At 45.0% G+C, this 16431-nt stretch carries 16 protein-coding genes; 1 reads left to right on the top strand and 15 read right to left on the bottom strand.

The window, feature by feature from the left end; all coding sequences use genetic code 11:
• Positions 1-33: 33 nt before the first annotated feature.
• From OKC24_RS01960 to OKC24_RS01910, 11 genes are all read right to left on the bottom strand, one after another.
• Positions 34-1230 (bottom strand): hypothetical protein, encoded by a 1197-nt coding sequence (locus OKC24_RS01960; RefSeq protein WP_265464673.1) that lies wholly within the window; start codon positions 1228-1230, stop codon positions 34-36.
• Positions 1230-4895 (bottom strand): hypothetical protein, encoded by a 3666-nt coding sequence (locus OKC24_RS01955; RefSeq protein WP_265464672.1) that lies wholly within the window; start codon positions 4893-4895, stop codon positions 1230-1232. Before OKC24_RS01955 ends, OKC24_RS01960 begins: the two co-directional genes overlap by 1 nt.
• A 3-nt stretch (positions 4896-4898) precedes the next feature.
• The gene (locus OKC24_RS01950; RefSeq protein ID WP_265464671.1) at positions 4899-5228 is read right to left on the bottom strand and encodes a hypothetical protein; all 330 of its coding nucleotides are present in this window, start codon (positions 5226-5228) and stop codon (positions 4899-4901) included.
• 6 nt (positions 5229-5234) lie between these two features.
• Entirely contained in the window at positions 5235-6209 is a 975-nt protein-coding gene (locus tag OKC24_RS01945) for a hypothetical protein (protein ID WP_265464670.1), read from the bottom strand.
• Positions 6206-6520, bottom strand: a complete 315-nt coding sequence (locus OKC24_RS01940; RefSeq protein WP_265464668.1) for a hypothetical protein — start codon at positions 6518-6520, stop codon at positions 6206-6208. The genes OKC24_RS01945 and OKC24_RS01940 overlap by 4 nt, the downstream gene beginning before the upstream one ends.
• Before the next feature lie 54 nt (positions 6521-6574).
• On the bottom strand, positions 6575-6982 hold the full coding sequence (locus tag OKC24_RS01935; protein ID WP_265464667.1) for a hypothetical protein: 408 nt from the start codon (positions 6980-6982) through the stop codon (positions 6575-6577).
• Between the two features lie 80 nt (positions 6983-7062).
• Positions 7063-7737 carry a phage adaptor protein gene (locus tag OKC24_RS01930; RefSeq protein ID WP_265464665.1) on the bottom strand — a complete coding sequence of 225 codons (675 nt, stop codon included), beginning with the start codon at positions 7735-7737 and terminating at the stop codon, positions 7063-7065.
• Positions 7734-8639: a RyR domain-containing protein gene (locus OKC24_RS01925; RefSeq protein WP_265464663.1), complete on the bottom strand. Its 906-nt coding sequence runs from the start codon at positions 8637-8639 to the stop codon at positions 7734-7736. The genes OKC24_RS01930 and OKC24_RS01925 overlap by 4 nt, the downstream gene beginning before the upstream one ends.
• Positions 8640-8735: 96 nt before the next feature.
• On the bottom strand, positions 8736-9212 hold the full coding sequence (locus tag OKC24_RS01920) for a hypothetical protein (protein ID WP_265464662.1): 477 nt from the start codon (positions 9210-9212) through the stop codon (positions 8736-8738).
• Positions 9213-9262: 50 nt separating this feature from the next.
• A complete protein-coding gene (locus OKC24_RS01915) occupies positions 9263-10552 on the bottom strand; it encodes a phage capsid family protein (RefSeq protein ID WP_265464660.1) in 1290 nt (429 codons plus the stop codon).
• A 23-nt stretch (positions 10553-10575) separates the two neighbouring features.
• The gene (locus OKC24_RS01910; protein ID WP_265464659.1) at positions 10576-11661 is read right to left on the bottom strand and encodes a hypothetical protein; all 1086 of its coding nucleotides are present in this window, start codon (positions 11659-11661) and stop codon (positions 10576-10578) included.
• Between the two features lie 186 nt (positions 11662-11847).
• Between OKC24_RS01910 and OKC24_RS01905 the strand changes: the two genes are divergently transcribed.
• Positions 11848-12423: a hypothetical protein gene (locus OKC24_RS01905; protein ID WP_265464658.1), complete on the top strand. Its 576-nt coding sequence runs from the start codon at positions 11848-11850 to the stop codon at positions 12421-12423.
• Positions 12424-12466: 43 nt separating this feature from the next.
• On the opposite strand, the gene OKC24_RS01900 is transcribed toward OKC24_RS01905, so the two are convergent.
• From OKC24_RS01900 to OKC24_RS01885, 4 genes are all read right to left on the bottom strand, one after another.
• The gene (locus tag OKC24_RS01900; protein WP_265464657.1) at positions 12467-13303 is read right to left on the bottom strand and encodes a hypothetical protein; all 837 of its coding nucleotides are present in this window, start codon (positions 13301-13303) and stop codon (positions 12467-12469) included.
• A 222-nt stretch (positions 13304-13525) separates the two neighbouring features.
• Positions 13526-13717, bottom strand: coding sequence for a hypothetical protein (locus OKC24_RS01895; RefSeq protein WP_265464656.1), 192 nt, complete (start codon positions 13715-13717; stop codon positions 13526-13528).
• Between the two features lie 107 nt (positions 13718-13824).
• On the bottom strand, positions 13825-14088 hold the full coding sequence (locus tag OKC24_RS01890) for a hypothetical protein (RefSeq protein WP_265464655.1): 264 nt from the start codon (positions 14086-14088) through the stop codon (positions 13825-13827).
• A 58-nt stretch (positions 14089-14146) separates the two neighbouring features.
• Complete coding sequence (locus OKC24_RS01885) at positions 14147-16423, bottom strand: portal protein (RefSeq protein ID WP_265464653.1); 2277 nt, start codon at positions 16421-16423, stop codon at positions 14147-14149.
• Between the last annotated feature and the right edge of the window lie 8 nt (positions 16424-16431).

The raw sequence follows: 16431 nt of genomic DNA, 5'->3' as shown, positions 1-16431 counted from the left end.
TTTTAGATTCACTGAAATTGCCTGAAATTGATATCAATTTACAAGCGCAGTGATTCTTCCCTCAAACCCTACACAGGTAGCGCTGTCCGCAGAAATGCCCGCAATACGACTGGACTGCAGTTCAACCAGCTGCCCTGAGGGCGTACCCATTACCAGGCCATTTTCCGCCAGCCATACTGCCGCATTAGCCCCGCCTTGAGACAACTCCGGCCCTGACATTTCCGCAGGGATAATGCAGCTGCTGCCTGCAACAGGTTTAGCTGATGATTTACGCTCCTGTTCTAAAGCCTCAACCGCATTGCCGCGCAAAAATAAAACATGGTCATATTGCCCGACCCATATGCCCGCATCGACAGGCTCTACAAAAGTAATACGCTGCGGAAACTGCAAGAAGCTGTAGCGGTCATCAGTCAAATGAAATGCCATTGCCTCAGAAAAGTATAAGATATTAACCTGAGCTGTCAGCAAGCGCCCACGCCAAAGGCGCAGATAGCGGCCTGCCCGCATTGGTGACAGATGGCGGAAAGTTGCGGCTCTTCCCAAAGCAGGCAAGGCCATTAAAGTGAGCGAATTTTGAGAAATAGGATACTCGCCGGCCTGCCTCAGAATTTTTCCTGAATGCTCGGTCATATACAGACGAACGGAAGTAATCCGCTCATCCATGCAATACGGGAAAACCAGCTCAATACTGCCTTGCTGAACCTCCGCAAATGCTGCCGCAGATACAGCGGACTCCATGTCACCTATCATCCATGACACTGCAAATCCATAATTGCCAGATACCATGCTGCCGGCTTCATTCTGCATGCGAAGCAACGGCGCTGCAGGTGTATCAATCGTCATACGCTGCGCTTTTTGCCCATCATAGAAAAATAGTCCTTCCGAGCAGCTCATAACCACTCTGTTATTGATCACCTGATGGCTGTATGGGCCATTGCCGGCATCAGCCAGCAAAACGGTATGCATCATATTCGCCAGATCCAGCAAAACCCAGCTCGAATCAAGACGGGCAAATATGTCACCATGCAAGGCGGATTGCCAAAGATCCGCATAAGACAAGCTGGTCTGTTTCAGCATGCCTTGGCGCAATGAGATTTTCCCAGTATTTGAAATATCCAAATTGCATGCATCCCTGACGAACAATGCTGGCTGCTTACCTCCAATTTCAAGCGCATCATCATTATTACGGTTATCCATCCCCATGATTGGAGGAAAGTTTTTAGTTCCCATTAAAATGCCCCTTTACGGTATTGATCAGCATTGCCATCCGGACGGATATAATGCGCACCAGGTCTGATATTAAATGCGGAAATACGGCTGCTCTCAAACCCAACAGGCGTAATGAATTGCACAGGCCGCGGCAGCTCAGTTCTTGTGACTTTCATACGGCGCGAGAATTGCGTTAAATCATATTCCATCAAGAAGCTATTGAATCCAGCAGGATTTATTTCTCGGACGCGCAGCGAAATCCATGCGTTACCGTATCTGGCCGCATCAAATCCGCTTGGCGTAGTCGGCATGGGAAAACCGATATGCAGGCTTTGCGGCATATACACTGTACCGCCTCTTGATGCCCCCATCGCTAAAGAATTAATTGCCTGCGGCTTTACTTCCCGATGCAGATTTTCTATAGATTGGATACCGAACTGCATTGCGCTGAAGCCAGAAGGCTTGATGGTTTTATGCAATTCAGGCGGCATTGTTACGGTGGGCTTGCCTAGTTCAAGATTAGTGAACCCTGTATAGAACTTAATATCTTGCTTGCCGTCACCCGCTTTATGAAAACCGCCCCTGTATGAAAGAAAACCAACACACTCAATATATTGAAGCTTTAAATCAATCTGAGGCTGCCCGACCCGCATAAGACTGAATCCATAAGGGCTGAACTGATTTCTGACAACATTCGTACTGACTTTTGGTGTGCCGAATCTCATGCTGCCTTGTCCATCCCGGCTATACATTTCACCGACCCGATGCAGATTTTCCGCATTATGGTTGGCTATGGCCTGCGCCGGTGCCTCAATGACAGCATAAATTGTATGCGGGCTGAATCGCGGAGTACCCGCTGTTATCGGACTATTTATTCCATCCCCATCAAGGCTGATTGTACGGATGGAGTTGGTCACCATAGGCTGGCCAACATCATTGATGTCACCAAAAATGCCGTAACTGACCCTGATCCCATTGGATTGGATCCGCAACTCGCCAAAGCGTAAAGCATTGATCCCTGATGGACGGACGGCATGTTCAGCGACCTTGAGCATGCCAAATTGAAGCGATTCAAAACCGTAGTGCCTGCTCGCTTCATCCGTCTCTTCTGAAGTGACCTTATCGAGCCATATATGCTGTGTTGAATACGGCGGCGCGACTGTTTTTTTAAGCTTATGCTGCTTAGAAAACTCAGGTATGCCAATCCCTTGAACCTGTATTTTCTGCTTTCGGTCCGCGATGATCGGCTTGCCAAAGGACTGGCTGTTAATTCCGTCTACTGCATTGACATACCGCAGCAGCAATTCAATTTTTGGCTTACCCATCTCCAAAAACTCTGGCGCGCGGAAATGCAGCTCAGGAGTTAGGTTCTTAACGATAGGTTCGCCAACATAATCGCGGTGCACCCATTTCGGCCCAATCTTATTCCAATGGATATTCAGCTCATGAAATCCATACTTGAAATATTCTTGTCCAATAGGCTCAATGTATCGCGTTAACAGCTGCACATCGGGCAAAGGCAGCACCGGTGGTGCAATGGTATAGCGCGAATTAAAACTCAGTGTTCGTACAGCAAAATCCACCATCGGAACGCCGTACTCGGCAGTTTCAATGCCGCCGATCCAACGGAAATAACGCCGTGTATTTTCAAATTTGGCATCACCTAGGCCCGGCTGCGGTATAGAACTCGGCTCCAATACCCGTGCAGCATTCCACATGACATGCCATTTGCCTGCCAGCGGGGCTTCAATAGGATCTGGAAAAACTCTTCTAATTCTATGCGCAATGAAGCTGCCTTCACCAAAAATTGGCCCTGTCATGCCAGCAGGCTGGATCAGCCGCGCATTATTATAGACTTCAGTGGTCGTCATCGGCTTATATGCATCAAAACCATAAACCTGAATGGCCCTATTCCGGTTAGAGATTTTACTGCCTGCCGATGGCGCAATTGGCTCTAGTCCGCTTTCAATGATCTGGTACTGCTGGATGTATTGGCGGGAGTTATGCAGTTTGTTCAGCTGCCCCCAGCGCTGATAATCAGCATCCCCAATGTTGCCAAATGATCTGACTTTGATATAGCGCTTCATGAAATCAAAATCAGGCATGCCAAATGCGCCAGACATCCCGCTGACGTAGATACTTGCAGATTCAGGGATTATTCTGGTGCCGAACCGGACTGCATCAAAGCCATGTACTTGAATGCATTGCTCTCGGCCAACTATATGCCGCGTACTGAGCTCTTCTTCTTCCCAAGCTGGATATATGAACTGGCGTAAATATGAAATCCGCGGGGTTCCTGCCGGTGCTGGGCTGACTCCGGCATTCAGCTGCAGTCGGCGGACATAATGCGTCAGCTCAGGTACACCAAATGCTGTTCTGGTAAATCCATCCATTTCAACTTTTCTGACTTTATGCCAAACAGTTGCCATGCCGAACAGTTCGAGTACTTGACCTACTGTGTTTAGCCTGCGGGTCCAATTGCTGATAAACGCCTGACCGAATTCACCCTCAAAAGCAGAAGGCTTTATTACAGCTGCATCATTGGATACTTCAGGCTTACCCAAAGCGGCACTATCAAAGCTATGCAGATTCAGCCGCCTATGCAGGTATTCTGCTCTAGCACTGTCTCCAAAACGCTGCGCGTCCAGACCCTGCGGCCGGATGGATAAAGTCCGGTTGTCCAAAACTGCCCGACCGAAGCTGCTGAGCTGACCTATTGATTTAGTAAATATCAGCCTGCGGTTTGTTTCAACTAAATGCCAGCTGGACATTCCAAAGGCGTCAAAGCCTTCAACAGTCAAATAACGCCGTGTATTGCGTATGCCAACGTCACCAAAAACAGAAATCGGATCATTTTCAGAATTTACATATATCTTTCTATTTCTAAAAATGACGGTGGGAAAAGCTTCAAATAAAGGCGCTTCAACCGAATTTGCCAGCAGCGTGCGGGTATGGTGCGATACCCAAGCTGTACCGAATATTTGGGTGTCAAAACCTTTCGGCATTGGGCTGCGCTGAACCCAAGGCGAACCAAATACGGCGCTACTGAATCCTTTGGCACTGAGCCGTTTAGGAAAAAGCTCAGCGCTGCCAAAAGCCAATTTAGATGACATGCCTGCGGGGCGAATATACTGCGTATATTGGGGATCACGTATATCATGGGTACTGGAGATTGCTGGCGCTGCAATTGAAGAAGGCTTTAAGTATTTAACGCCGCCGATTAAATACGGTTTGCCGTATACATAGCTGTCAAAGCCGGTACATTTAATATATTGCCGTGAATTAAAAACTTTAGGCGCGCCAAATGAACCTGCAGCGATTCCGGCCGGACTGAGCGGACGGCGTACATTTGTTAATACCGGCTTGCCCCATGCCGCAAAACTACTGCCTGAAGGCTTTAAGAATTGAAGTGAATTGAAAACATCAGGCTTGCCAAAAATGAGACTTGAAGCAATGCCTGACGGATATAATTTTTTGAAACTGAGCCGGAATACAGGCAGTCCGTAACTTGAGCTGTCATATCCATTGGGATAAATATAACTGGTGTCGCCAGGCGGATCTATTGACCCATCTTTTCCCAAATCAAAAGCTAATTTATTCCCTGCCGGCGGAACATAGTCACCCGTCAAATTGAATTGAATAAGATTACCTGCAGGCGGGGTGTATTCCTCAGAATCATTACTCATTGCTTACTCAACTTTAGGCTGAATATTCGACATGATTTCAGCTTTATATTCCCCTTGACGGCAAATCACGTCATAACGGAGATCAGGATTCAGATTTCCTACGCGCCATGATCCTGAAACTTCAGTGTCAATTCTGGCAATCAGCTTTCCATCACCCGCCTCTCCCCGTTTGCGATGCAAAAAAATCATAATTTCAGTTTTAGCCGGTACACCTTTTATTCGTGTGACCGCATCAGGGTAATCACCGCCCAGATAGCCATTCCCTGCCAGCTTGATGTATTTAGGCTGCAGTCCGCTAAATCTGCGGATTTTATGTATCGCTAAATTAGTCATCCTAATCTATTCCCCCCAAAGCAATCCTAAGGCCCCTAATGTCGGTTCTCTGCTGTCAACACAAGCATTGAAAGGAATATTTGCTGAAGTGGGGTTTGTTGTACTGTGTGCTGTATAGAGATGCAAATATTTGCGTGACGTCACACCATCCAAACTCAGTTCATAAATCCCCCAAGGCGTATCCGTAGGTGCAGTCCGAAGCGCTAAAAGTGTATCCGTTGTCTCTAAGATCGACATCTCACTAATATCTGCTTCTACTGCACACAGCACACCAGCTGCATTGTTGATACGGGGTAAAGTATGCATGTTGGTATTAATGTTGGATGCACCTTCTGTTTTCGACAGTTTTTGATATCTCAATGGCAGCGAATTATTAGACGAAACACCTGTATTTGGATAAATTATGGTAATCACTGCTGGATCAACAGTTCCTTGATTATTTTTATTGCGTAGAATTCCAAAAAAACCAGAATTATGAATGTTGTAAGAGGCTTGATATGACAGTCCAAGCAGCCCGCCAAGGTACATAAAATCATCACCTTTTACTGCAAGTGTTCGGGCTTGCACACCATTAACAGGCAACGCACCTCCATCTGTGTTTGGTATCACTAGCTGCTGCGCTGTAGGTGCAGTAAAGCCAGTGAGATTGCCTCCACCATCTGTCCCAAAACCCACAGTTAATATATATACACCAACAAACGAAATTGAATTCGTAGCAGTACCCTGTGTAACACGGAATACCAATTTAAAATAGACAGGCTGCTCCGAACTATGAGTGTCATTCAGTTCATATATCCGGTAACCTAATGTGGTAGCTGATGGAATTGTCCCAGCTGAAGGTGCCAAGGTATATTGCCCAATATCTTCAGTTTGCACGCACCCCACATCAATCAGTCGCTGATGGGTTGATAAAACCCACTCATGCGCCAGTTCATAAGTATTCAGAAGACCTGTGCTTGCAGACATACTGTTCTTAATCATTCAATCAGCTCCCCATACACGGTTTCATTGTTCCAGTAGCCTTTGCGATCATGCCACTGCGCGTATTCATCAAAAAAAGCCTGCTCACCCTTTTCTTTGACCTGATTAAAAACAAATTCTGTGATCCATTCCATGACAGATCCTGAAGACATGCGTGATAATTCAGATGCAAACATCTGAAACTTAGGCACTTGAACCAATGTTGGCCAGCAGATCCCTGTAGGTTTGCTGTCTATACCGTATTCATCTGTAGCAGCGCCAACGACACCCACTGTTTGAGTGGCTGGTTTATTCTCATCTTGGGTAGACACTCTTCTATACTCCGACAACATGATAGGGATGCAAAGCAACACCCCGCCCATGAGTTACACTTTGAAAATTTTGTTCGTGCCGTTATCCCAAGTCACAATAATGTCACCGCCATTCGGTGTGATCGGCAGCCCTGTCGCCGTATCAATGTAAGCAAGCAGTGGACTTGTTTGCTCAGTACCCGTGTCAACGTATAAGACAATTGCCTCAATTGAGGCACCTGACACTGCAGAAAACGTTACATCATTGGCATCTGCAGCACCGCCAGCTGTTGTTTTGGATGTCAATGTCATTGGTGTTGTGACACGAGCCGAAGTACCGATGTCAGAGAGATATTGGTGTACACCGGTTTGAACTGTGTATGCAGCGGAATCGACCAAAATACATTTCACCACATCTGTCAGCCAGTTGAACTGACCTTCTAAAAACCGCTGCCGCGCGGAGTCATATAACGTATTCGCCATGAAAAAAAATCCCATAATTGAATTAAATACCTAATCCAATTATGGGAAGTGGCTATGCTAGAACTGAAACCCTACAGGGGTTAAGGCATGATCGGCACCACGGTTTGAGGCATATCTTCTCGCGTCATACGGCGCAGGTCAGCATCAGGACGCTCACCAAAATAATCAGTGAATTTTTGCTCAGCAATTGCTGCGCGGTTTGGGTCAAAAAACTCAGTATCTGGAATACTGAACGCCATATGCAAAGCCCACTGCACCAAATGCACATGGTGTCCTTTAAACAAATCACCTGGCGCCTCATCATCGTTCTGCATTGCCGTCAGCGGCAGCCGGTAGCCATTCAGAACAATGGAGCCATCTTCATCAGGCGCAGGCACTAATTGAATGCTGCGGTCATTTTGAATCGCATATTGAGGCTGGCCTTGCATTGTTCTCCAGTTATCATAAAAACAGCGATCCAGATATTCAGGAGACACGATTTCCACACCGCGAGCGCAGCGCCCATCGCCGTAATCAAAGGCTAAAAACGATATTTCATACAGTGATTCATGCAGTGAATATAGTGAATTGCCTTGGCTCACCGCAATACGGCATACATCAGGGTTTTGCATCTCATGGATTAAACGTCCTCGGATGCAGGCTTCTTCAACCGCTTCATTTAGCCATGCAATCACGTCCTCATCCTCATTGAAATAAGGCTGGACCTTGTCATTGGCTTCTACGCGGAAACGCCGCAGCAATTCACTTAATTTCATTCTTTAGATACTCCAATGGTATCAATCAGATTAATGACCTTTTCCTGCATCTTTTCTACAGACAGATTTTTCGCCATTTTTTGACCGAAATTCAGCATGGCATATTGGACCAGTGAATCTTTATCTGTCATTTGGCGGATCTGATCAATGGCATCTAAATCGCGCTCTTTATCCGTATCTGCTTCTTTGTTCTCTTTCTGGGATTGGCGCAATGTCTGCGCCGTATTATCGACTGCGGCATCAGACGCAGCCACACCTGTCTCTTCATCAATGATAAATTCAGGATGCTTCAGCAGTTTTTTAGCCAACTCTGCAGGCACAGAGCGCACCTGACCATAGGTAAAGGTTAAATTTGAGCTGTATAAACGCTCCTGGTATTCAGCCTTATTGCCTTGATACTTCACACGCACACCTGTTACGGCGCCAGCGGCAGCAGACTGAGTACCTTGAGACACAGCCAAAGACTGCTTAAAGTTATTGAGATTGCCCTGCAGCTGCTCTTTTTGGCTTTGCAATTGCACAATTTGTGCTGAAAGCTCAGTGATTTCATCAGTCTCATGCAGATTCTTAACCAAATGCACAACTGCTTTAAACAGGTAGTCTTTGGCTTTTTGAGCATCAGGAAGTTCTGCATACGGTAAAAAACAAGGATGCTCTTTCTTTTCAGCATCTTTAACTTCGCCGTATTTCCAGCCTTCCGCTTCTTTTTGCGCATACCATGATTCATGAGACTGTTCTGGTGAGGCATCAGGGTTATTCAGATGCATTTCAACACCCAGCATAGCGCTGTCCTTTTGCCACTGCGGGGCATCTTCCCATGATGGTTGCGACTCATCCCCTTGCGACAGGCAATAGGCAGCGTTTACAGCGTGGCACAGCATTGCGATTGTTGCGATTTTCATGCGTTTATCCTCTTGTATTAAAAAAGGGGCAATGATCATCTCCCGAAACCATCACCCCAAGTTTTCTAACCTGTTTATTATTGCTTTTCTCGCCAGTTACTTCGGACCAGTCAATTCGCCATAGACTAAGACTTTAATGTCAGAGGCTTTGGCGTTGTCCGCGCCACCAACGGTTAGAACCAATTTTGCAGGCTTCGGCAGCACTACAAGTTTTGTACCTGAAGCGCGCAACCGCGCAGCTGTTGCTAAAGATCCGCCATTAATGAAGTACGCTGCATCTTGCGGAACAGCTGCATCATCCACGCCATCTTCATAAACAAAGCCTAATTTGCCTGTTGTTGCCGCAGTCATTGCTGTTGTGATAATGACTTGAGCATCTTCAAGGCGCATGCCTGTCGGTAATATACCCAGTTCAATCACATCACCATTTTTAACAGCAGCTGTTGAATTGGATTCAGCTGCTGCGCCTAATGCAGTCGTTGCCAGCGCAAAGGCCAGTACAGTCACGTTGCCATACGGTGTAAAGCCGCCGAATTGACCGTAACCGCTTCCTTTTAATTTAATGTTAGCCATGATTGCTAATCTCCAAATGGATTAAAGAAGAAAGCCCGAAGGCTTTCCGATTACAGGCCACGTCCGCGGCAAGGAACCACAGTATCAACCGTTGTAATGCCATAGTCCGTGAACTCAGTGCCAAGGTCTGTATCCACAGCAAAGCGGATTTTTGACACACCGCGTACAGCGCCAATCAGCAATTCAGCTTTATCGCCGTGATCCATCTCTTTTTCAGACCAAAAGAACGGCATGCCTGAGTTTTTGCTCTTGGCAAATGCTTCAGCAAGCGCCTGACCGCCAAGAATGATCGAACGGTCAACTGCAAACTTTTCACCGAAGGATGCAGGCACTTTCACTTGAGACTCAGCTTCTGAATCATAGGCTGCGCAATAGTTAATATTATCGCCAGCATAGAAGCGGATTGGCCGCGGCATCTTACGGATAATAAAGTTGCCCCATATACCCACATCACCGCGGAAAATCGGGTGCTGTTTGGCTTGACCTGCACGAACCATGGCAGCGCCTTGGAACTGACGGAAGCCTGGTTGTGATTTGAAGAAGTTGTACTGAGATGGAGACACCAGCCATACACGCAGCGGTGAATCTTCTGCAGCTTCATCCCCTTCAAATTTCACAATCGGAGGCGGCAAAGCCATTTCATCCAGCACGCTGCCCATTGAATCGACAACATCCATGCTAAACATGTCTGATGTATCAAAGCCTGCTTCACCAGCGTTATCAGTTACCCCTGTCACACCAGAACCATCGGCAAAGAAATGACGGTTTTTCGTTGGCGCTTTCACTGGGTTGACCATGATTTCTTTGAATTTGGCGTGCTCAGCAACAGGGACAACCCATTCAATGTTGTCTTGATAGCCGCGTGCGCCGCACATATGCACCAGCATTGACTGATCACAGTAACGATCCATCAAGCTTTGCGCCACTGGACGGCCTAGACGGCGGAAATCTGCAGGACTGCGGATTTCAGTCATTGCATCACCCAGATCTACAGGGAAACGCGCTTGATTAACACGCAGCCGGTCTTCGTTCAGCGATAAACCCACACCACGGCCTTCTGCATAAGCGCTGCCCATGATCGGTAAGGCTTTTACAGGGTTCAGCAGATGAAAGGTAACTTCATCCCCTTTTTTCTTTTCTAAATCCTGCACACGTACAATCGGCATGTGCTGTGTCGTTTGCTTGCGCAGAGTGGCCTCAGCGCCAGCTTCATCTTTTGGCATTTTCCCAGACAGCAGATTCAGCGTTGAATTACGCTGCATATGCGTAGCAAATAAGCCAACTGCCTGGGTAATGTTATTGGTTTTGTCGCCGTATGCGGCAACGGTTTTATTTGGCATTTATATACTCTCCACGAATGTTTTTATGCATTGCGGTTCATGTAGGCTTCAATTTCTTCAGTCTTCCAGTCAGACATTTCATTGGCTAACTGCTGAGGATTCATTGCTGCCAGACGGTCTTCACGCGAAACGCCTGCAGGTGAACCTGCTGGAAAATCGCTTACGCTATGCGGCACTTGTGTTTGAGCTTTAGTTACAGCTTGCTTGGCTGCTTCAATCAGGTCTGGTTTACCCGTATCGGCAGTATTTGTAGATGCATTGCTTTGGGTTTTGTACAGTGAAAGCACTTCATTCACATCAGTTGCAGAGCCGTTATCCAGCACATTGTTATATGCGCTGCGTACGACATTTGGCTGCTCATCAAGCCACTTATTGAATTCCACAGATTCAACGACTGACGGCGCATCTGGATGCACATTCAAAATCGCATTCATGTGGCTGTTATAAGCAGTTTGTTCCTGCGATGCTTGCTGTTGCTGCAGATACGGAGCTAATACTGCTTGCACCTGCGCTATGACTCTAGTATCAACCAGTTTATCAACACCTGCGGCAATAGCTTCTTCAGAAAAATCTCCTAATAGAGCCATTACTTCTGCGCTGTTACCACTGGCTGCAACTGCAGCTTCAGCAATTGCTTGATTCTGCTGCGCCTGCTGTGTCTGCGGCTGGCTTGCCTGCTCTGCCATCTTCTGCTGAAATTCAGCTAACTTTTGATTGGCTAATTCAGCTTGCTGCTGAGCCTGTTCTGCCTGCTGCTTATACTGCTGTGCTGATTCACGCGCTTCGGTTAAACGATCAAATGGAATAGTGTGTTTTCCATCTTTCGCCAAAACCACGGCGTTATCTGCATTTAAATCAGCATCATTCGGCTGTTGCGCCGTATCTGCATCATTGGTTGCAGCTGTTTGTACATCAGGTTGAGCTGCTGGCTCACCTGTACCCGCGTCTGCTGGTTCTTGTTCGCTGACTTGTGCAGTGTTCGGCTCACTGCTTTCTGGACTTACTGTTCCAGTTTCGCCGTAACCGTTCAATAGAGCGGCTGCAAGATCAGGCGGTACTTCGCCGTTATTCGCTTCAATGATCTGTTTTTGTTCGTCTGTAAGTTCCATGCCTTTCCTGCCACATATCGCCGTGGCCGCTTAGGTTAGTGCTTGATTACAAGCGTGCTTGCTGCTGATTGCTCAACTGCATTTAGTTTGCAAGCGGTAGTCAGGAATGTGTGAACCCTACAGGGGGGGAGAAAAATTTTAAGATTTGTGATTAGATAAGACTTATTTTTTAAATTGATGATTAAAATGAATGCAATAGATGACTCAAACTTAATAATTTTATTAAATGAAAATGCAAGTGAAGACTTTCAAAATAAAATAAAACAAGATACTGGAAATGTTGATGCTATTTCAGTTATTAATTATCCACCTGCGGGGCCGCAAGCTTCAGTTTTATTGTTGGGTATATCTTTTGTTGCTTATAAACTTACTGAAGGCTTTATTTCAAAAGTTGGTGAAGCAATTGCAGAAGAAACAATTGTGAAGTTAATTAAATCTGCTAAGGAGGAGCAAGTTGAACCAACAATAATCACAGGCGGGAATATAATTAAAGGCAATACAAATGGATTTTCTCTCCATCACTCAATAATTTATGAACTAAAAAACAAAACCATAGTTAAGTTTATTTTTAAAAGTGATTGGAGCCAAGCTGAAGCAACAAGAGCGACCATTTTATTCAACAAAGAAAGACGAAAACTAAAATATTCAGAGCCTAACCAAATAACGAATATCATTGAGACTAAAATACCTTATAACAATCTTTATTTATTAACAGCTGATCTTGATACTGATCAAATTATCTATGTAGATATTTTTAAATGAATAAAAAGCCCACTATTTAGTGGGCTTTAAGCATACAATCTATTTAACTATTTAATTTTGAAAGATTGCCTTTCAGCATTTCGACATTTTTTTTGTGATTTGCCAGCTCACTGGTGATAAAAAGCATGCATTGATCAATTTGTTTCGCTTTATTTAGACACTCTTCATCTGATAATTTATGCACGCCTTCACTTAAAACTTTATAAATTGTTTTTAACGGATTAATACCAGAAGGTTTTAAGGAGCTTGGTAATGCATTATTTGCAATTTCAATTTTATCACTCATAGGTGATTCTTTTTTTAGTTCATTTAATGCGGTTATAACTGATTCATCCGCATCATAACCATCAGCAATTAATTCTAATAAATTAAGAATATTATTCTCAACGATACGCCTCATGTATGCGAAAGCACCAACACCAAATCCATGCGCCAAACATGTAGATGCTTTACGATACAGATCCTGATCTTTTTTATAAAATTTTGATAATTGCTTATTTTGTTTTAAATCGTTTCTAGGAAACTCACCAAACTTTAAAAAAGATATTTTATTATCATTAATACTTTGTAAAAGCATATAGTTCCTAGTCTCTTCCTCACAAGTTACACATTGAAATTGAATGAACTTGAATTTTGACTGTTCATATTCAATGATAGTTACAGTAGGCCAACCTTGATAATGTCGATTATTTTCTGTTTTTGAATTTTTATTAATGAATGGTTTCTGATTATCACAGATTTTGCAAAAATCTTGAACTTGAGATATATAAATAATATTCAATATATCTTTACTTTCAAAAAAGTACTCCTTTTCAGCATAAAGCTCACGATTTACTATAAATGCTGCAAGATCATTTGAGTCAAAATTAGTAATTTCCATAATTATTACTATATCAATTAATTGGTTAAGCCATTGTATTACATAAAAAATAGCTTAACCACACAAAATACTATTTAAAAATCTTTAGCGCTTCACACCCATCCGCCCAATAATCAAATGTAGACTGCTGAATCTCTTGTATATGACCATCAAAAAACAATTGAAAGCTGTTCCCGATACGGCGGAAAGCAAACGCCGTGTCATTTGCATTCATGCTGTAAATCAGGCTGTGTCCGCTTCGGTCTTTCTTCCAGCAATCTGCAGCGTCTCGGTATCCCACGAATCCATAAATTCAGCGAACTTCTGGCAGACCAGGCTTTTTTCAACATCCTGCCAGCAGACTGCAGGAGGATAGTGTTTGTCCGGTTCGCTGTTCACTAACGTAATGCCCATAGATAGATTATTTAGTTTCATAATTCAGTCCATTTGATAGTGAATATAGCAATCTACGCCGTGTTCTTTAAGATAGGCCTTTGCAGCCTCTACACCGGCATTATTTTTGCACCGTGTACCAGTAATGGTTAAACCTTACAGGGGCAGCTTGATTCATTGAATTTTTTTTTCAGTTCCTCAATTTTTTTTTCACTCTCTATAATTTTCTGATCATAATCAGATATCACATTCTCTAACTCCTTATGAGTTAGATTGCCGAACATTTTGAATGTATAGCGAGATTTTTTTAAAGCATATTCATCCTTTAGATCACTCTGTATATTATCCAGACTAGCTTTTTCTCGTTCATTTTCTTCAATTTGATCTCCAAGCTTCTTACAAATATCTTTCAAAATACTTCCACCTTATAATTAAAAGCCATAAATATCATATTTAATTATTTAAAATCAATTAAATATTATCACCCACCCTAGCCGTCTCAATCCCCTGCATAGACGAACCACCCTGCTGTGGCACAGGCGGATTCATCGGACTGGTATTTGGCTGGACCTGCATTTCAGCTAAGCCCTCACTGCCGATCTGAGCGCCGTGCCCTTCCAGATACGGCGAACGGATATCTCGCGCTGCAGGCTGCTCGGCTGTCATGAAGTTTGGATCATCGCCCAGCGGATCAGGCCGCTGATAGCCTGCACCCTTCATGATGTCATCTGCAATAGGTGCAATCTGCGGCATCTGTGCAACTTGAACACCGCCCTGCATAGCCGAATAAGCTGCTTGGACGCCCGTCTGTACAGCTTTGGCATTAGCAAGTTTAATATCACTGTCAGTTTTCTGCGCTTTAAGCTCAAGCTCTTTGATTTTCCATTCATTTCCAGCATCTTTAAGAGCCTGAGTAACAGCTTCTTTAATACGCTGCTCAATCTCTTCTTCAGTCGGCGCTTTAGCAGCTTGTCGAATGGCTTCGATAAACTCTTTCTTAAACGGAACATCCGAAAGTGCCATAAGGAACGGCAGCACAGCATTCTGAATATGCGGAGGCAATGATTTAACCACTTCAGAAAGTGACTGAAATTGCTGCTGCTGGAAGCCTGGTGTACTTGGTACATCATCCAATACCACTTTTAAGCGGGTACGCTGCAGGTCATTTGATAAATATGAATAACCTCGTTCATCTGTTTCAGGGCGGTTGATTACCACTGTTCGGTTTGCTGTAACTGCATCACCTTCAATAATTACGGTCTGCTCTTCATTGCCCATGTCTTCAACCAGCATTGACAGCAGCATTTCCCCCATCAGTGTGCGCGCTTCACGGAAGTTCTCCATGATCTTCATCAAAGTTTGATTAGACTGCTCAACTTGAATCTGTTCTTGCCTGCCTGAAGTCGCACTGCTGTTCTTGCCTTGAAAACCGCTGGTGATATTGCTGACTCGCTCTACTGCAGCACGGCTGTCGTTAATCAGCTGAAAATGCTGCTGAGACAATTCAAAGTCTCGCTTCACTTCAAATCGTGCACCTGATTTAGCCATATGGTTAGCATTCAGCAAAATATCTGCATCAGGGCGTGCAACTTGGCGCCGTAAAACGTCATCAGGCATATCTACTGCACCTTTGGTCCGTTCAATACGCACAGATGCCATGCCCCAGCGTAATTTAGAAATGCCTGAATTAATAGCATCTTGGTTGTACTTCATTCGGCGTACAAAACCGTATGGAATCCCAGTGTTATCCTCTCTAAATCCCCAAAAGAACACATAAGGGAAATAACGGTGCGAATACGGCGTAGGCCCATCATATAGACAATGCGGCCCAAGCCAATAGCTGCGGCGCATGCGGGTTACGGTCGCTTTTACTGCCTGAGCATAACCATTGGCCAGCGCAATATTATGCGCCATGTTCATTTCATCATATTCAACGACACGGCCATCTTTAAATTTCAGTACAGTGACTTTCACCCAGCGGCGGTACCACAACTCAACTATATTCACTTCTTTTGATGTGGGGTTGTACCAGAAGTTTTCACTAAACGTCCATGCTCGGCCTTCTAGCCATGCATTCTGCAGTCCTGTGCTGTGACCGCCATCTAAAGCCTCTGGGCTATTCATCCAGCTGCCGCCGTATCGTGCGCATGTATCAATGAGCTCAACATGCTGTTCAAAGACTTGTTTAAGCTGGTCCGGATGAATCCAGCGGGTACGGCGCAACCAGCGCGCATCAGTCAAATCCTTTTCCTTGGCTTTCATATCCCAATGCACTTCATTGCGATGTACTTTTGCACAGCGTTGCGGGAAATTAAATGGATCAGAATCTCGCTTAACCTCAACAATCCCCACACCGCAGCCAATTTGAGGGCGGAATGCATCACTGCAGGCTCCATCGGCTTTAGACAAGCGCTCTGCCTGATTCAATTTGTAGTTCAATGCATCAGCTACATCTTGTCCACCCGGTTCGCCGTTAGGTGTAACGCGCCAATCTGTGCGCATATTCAGTTCCATGCCTTCCACAGACAGTAGCGCCGGGCCTATCACATCCTCAACCGATGGCGGGATTCCCAGCCTTTGCATCGCTTGCAATAGTTCAGAATCGAGCTGATTGCCGTCTGCATAATCCATTTCTTTATCAGCAATACTGCGCCAGTGCGGCTGTTCTTCAATTTCGTGATAAATCTCTGTGAGCTCATCAAGCGTCAGTGCCAGCGGATCTGTGACGCCCTGTTGTTCTGTCTGCATTATCTGCC

It is taken from the genome of Acinetobacter entericus (assembly GCF_026168575.1).
Lineage (GTDB): Bacteria > Pseudomonadota > Gammaproteobacteria > Pseudomonadales > Moraxellaceae > Acinetobacter > Acinetobacter bouvetii.
The sequence above is the reverse complement of the archived record's forward strand: the minus strand, read 5'-3'. Positions and strand labels throughout refer to the sequence as shown.

Excerpts from the sequence above, each read along its gene's own strand:
- OKC24_RS01960 (WP_265464673.1), bottom strand. The coding sequence starts at position 1,230 with ATGGGAACTAAAAACTTTCCTCCAATCATGGGGATGGATAACCGTAAT.
- OKC24_RS01955 (WP_265464672.1), bottom strand. The coding sequence starts at position 4,895 with ATGAGTAATGATTCTGAGGAATACACCCCGCCTGCAGGTAATCTTATT.
- OKC24_RS01950 (WP_265464671.1), bottom strand. The coding sequence starts at position 5,228 with ATGACTAATTTAGCGATACATAAAATCCGCAGATTTAGCGGACTGCAG.
- OKC24_RS01945 (WP_265464670.1), bottom strand. The coding sequence starts at position 6,209 with ATGATTAAGAACAGTATGTCTGCAAGCACAGGTCTTCTGAATACTTAT.
- OKC24_RS01935 (WP_265464667.1), bottom strand. The coding sequence starts at position 6,982 with ATGGCGAATACGTTATATGACTCCGCGCGGCAGCGGTTTTTAGAAGGT.
- OKC24_RS01930 (WP_265464665.1), bottom strand. The coding sequence starts at position 7,737 with ATGAAATTAAGTGAATTGCTGCGGCGTTTCCGCGTAGAAGCCAATGAC.
- OKC24_RS01925 (WP_265464663.1), bottom strand. The coding sequence starts at position 8,639 with ATGAAAATCGCAACAATCGCAATGCTGTGCCACGCTGTAAACGCTGCC.
- OKC24_RS01920 (WP_265464662.1), bottom strand. The coding sequence starts at position 9,212 with ATGGCTAACATTAAATTAAAAGGAAGCGGTTACGGTCAATTCGGCGGC.
- OKC24_RS01915 (WP_265464660.1), bottom strand. The coding sequence starts at position 10,552 with ATGCCAAATAAAACCGTTGCCGCATACGGCGACAAAACCAATAACATT.
- OKC24_RS01910 (WP_265464659.1), bottom strand. The coding sequence starts at position 11,661 with ATGGAACTTACAGACGAACAAAAACAGATCATTGAAGCGAATAACGGC.
- OKC24_RS01905 (WP_265464658.1), top strand. The coding sequence starts at position 11,848 with ATGAATGCAATAGATGACTCAAACTTAATAATTTTATTAAATGAAAAT.
- OKC24_RS01900 (WP_265464657.1), bottom strand. The coding sequence starts at position 13,303 with ATGGAAATTACTAATTTTGACTCAAATGATCTTGCAGCATTTATAGTA.
- OKC24_RS01895 (WP_265464656.1), bottom strand. The coding sequence starts at position 13,717 with ATGAAACTAAATAATCTATCTATGGGCATTACGTTAGTGAACAGCGAA.
- OKC24_RS01885 (WP_265464653.1), bottom strand. The coding sequence starts at position 16,423 with ATGCAGACAGAACAACAGGGCGTCACAGATCCGCTGGCACTGACGCTT.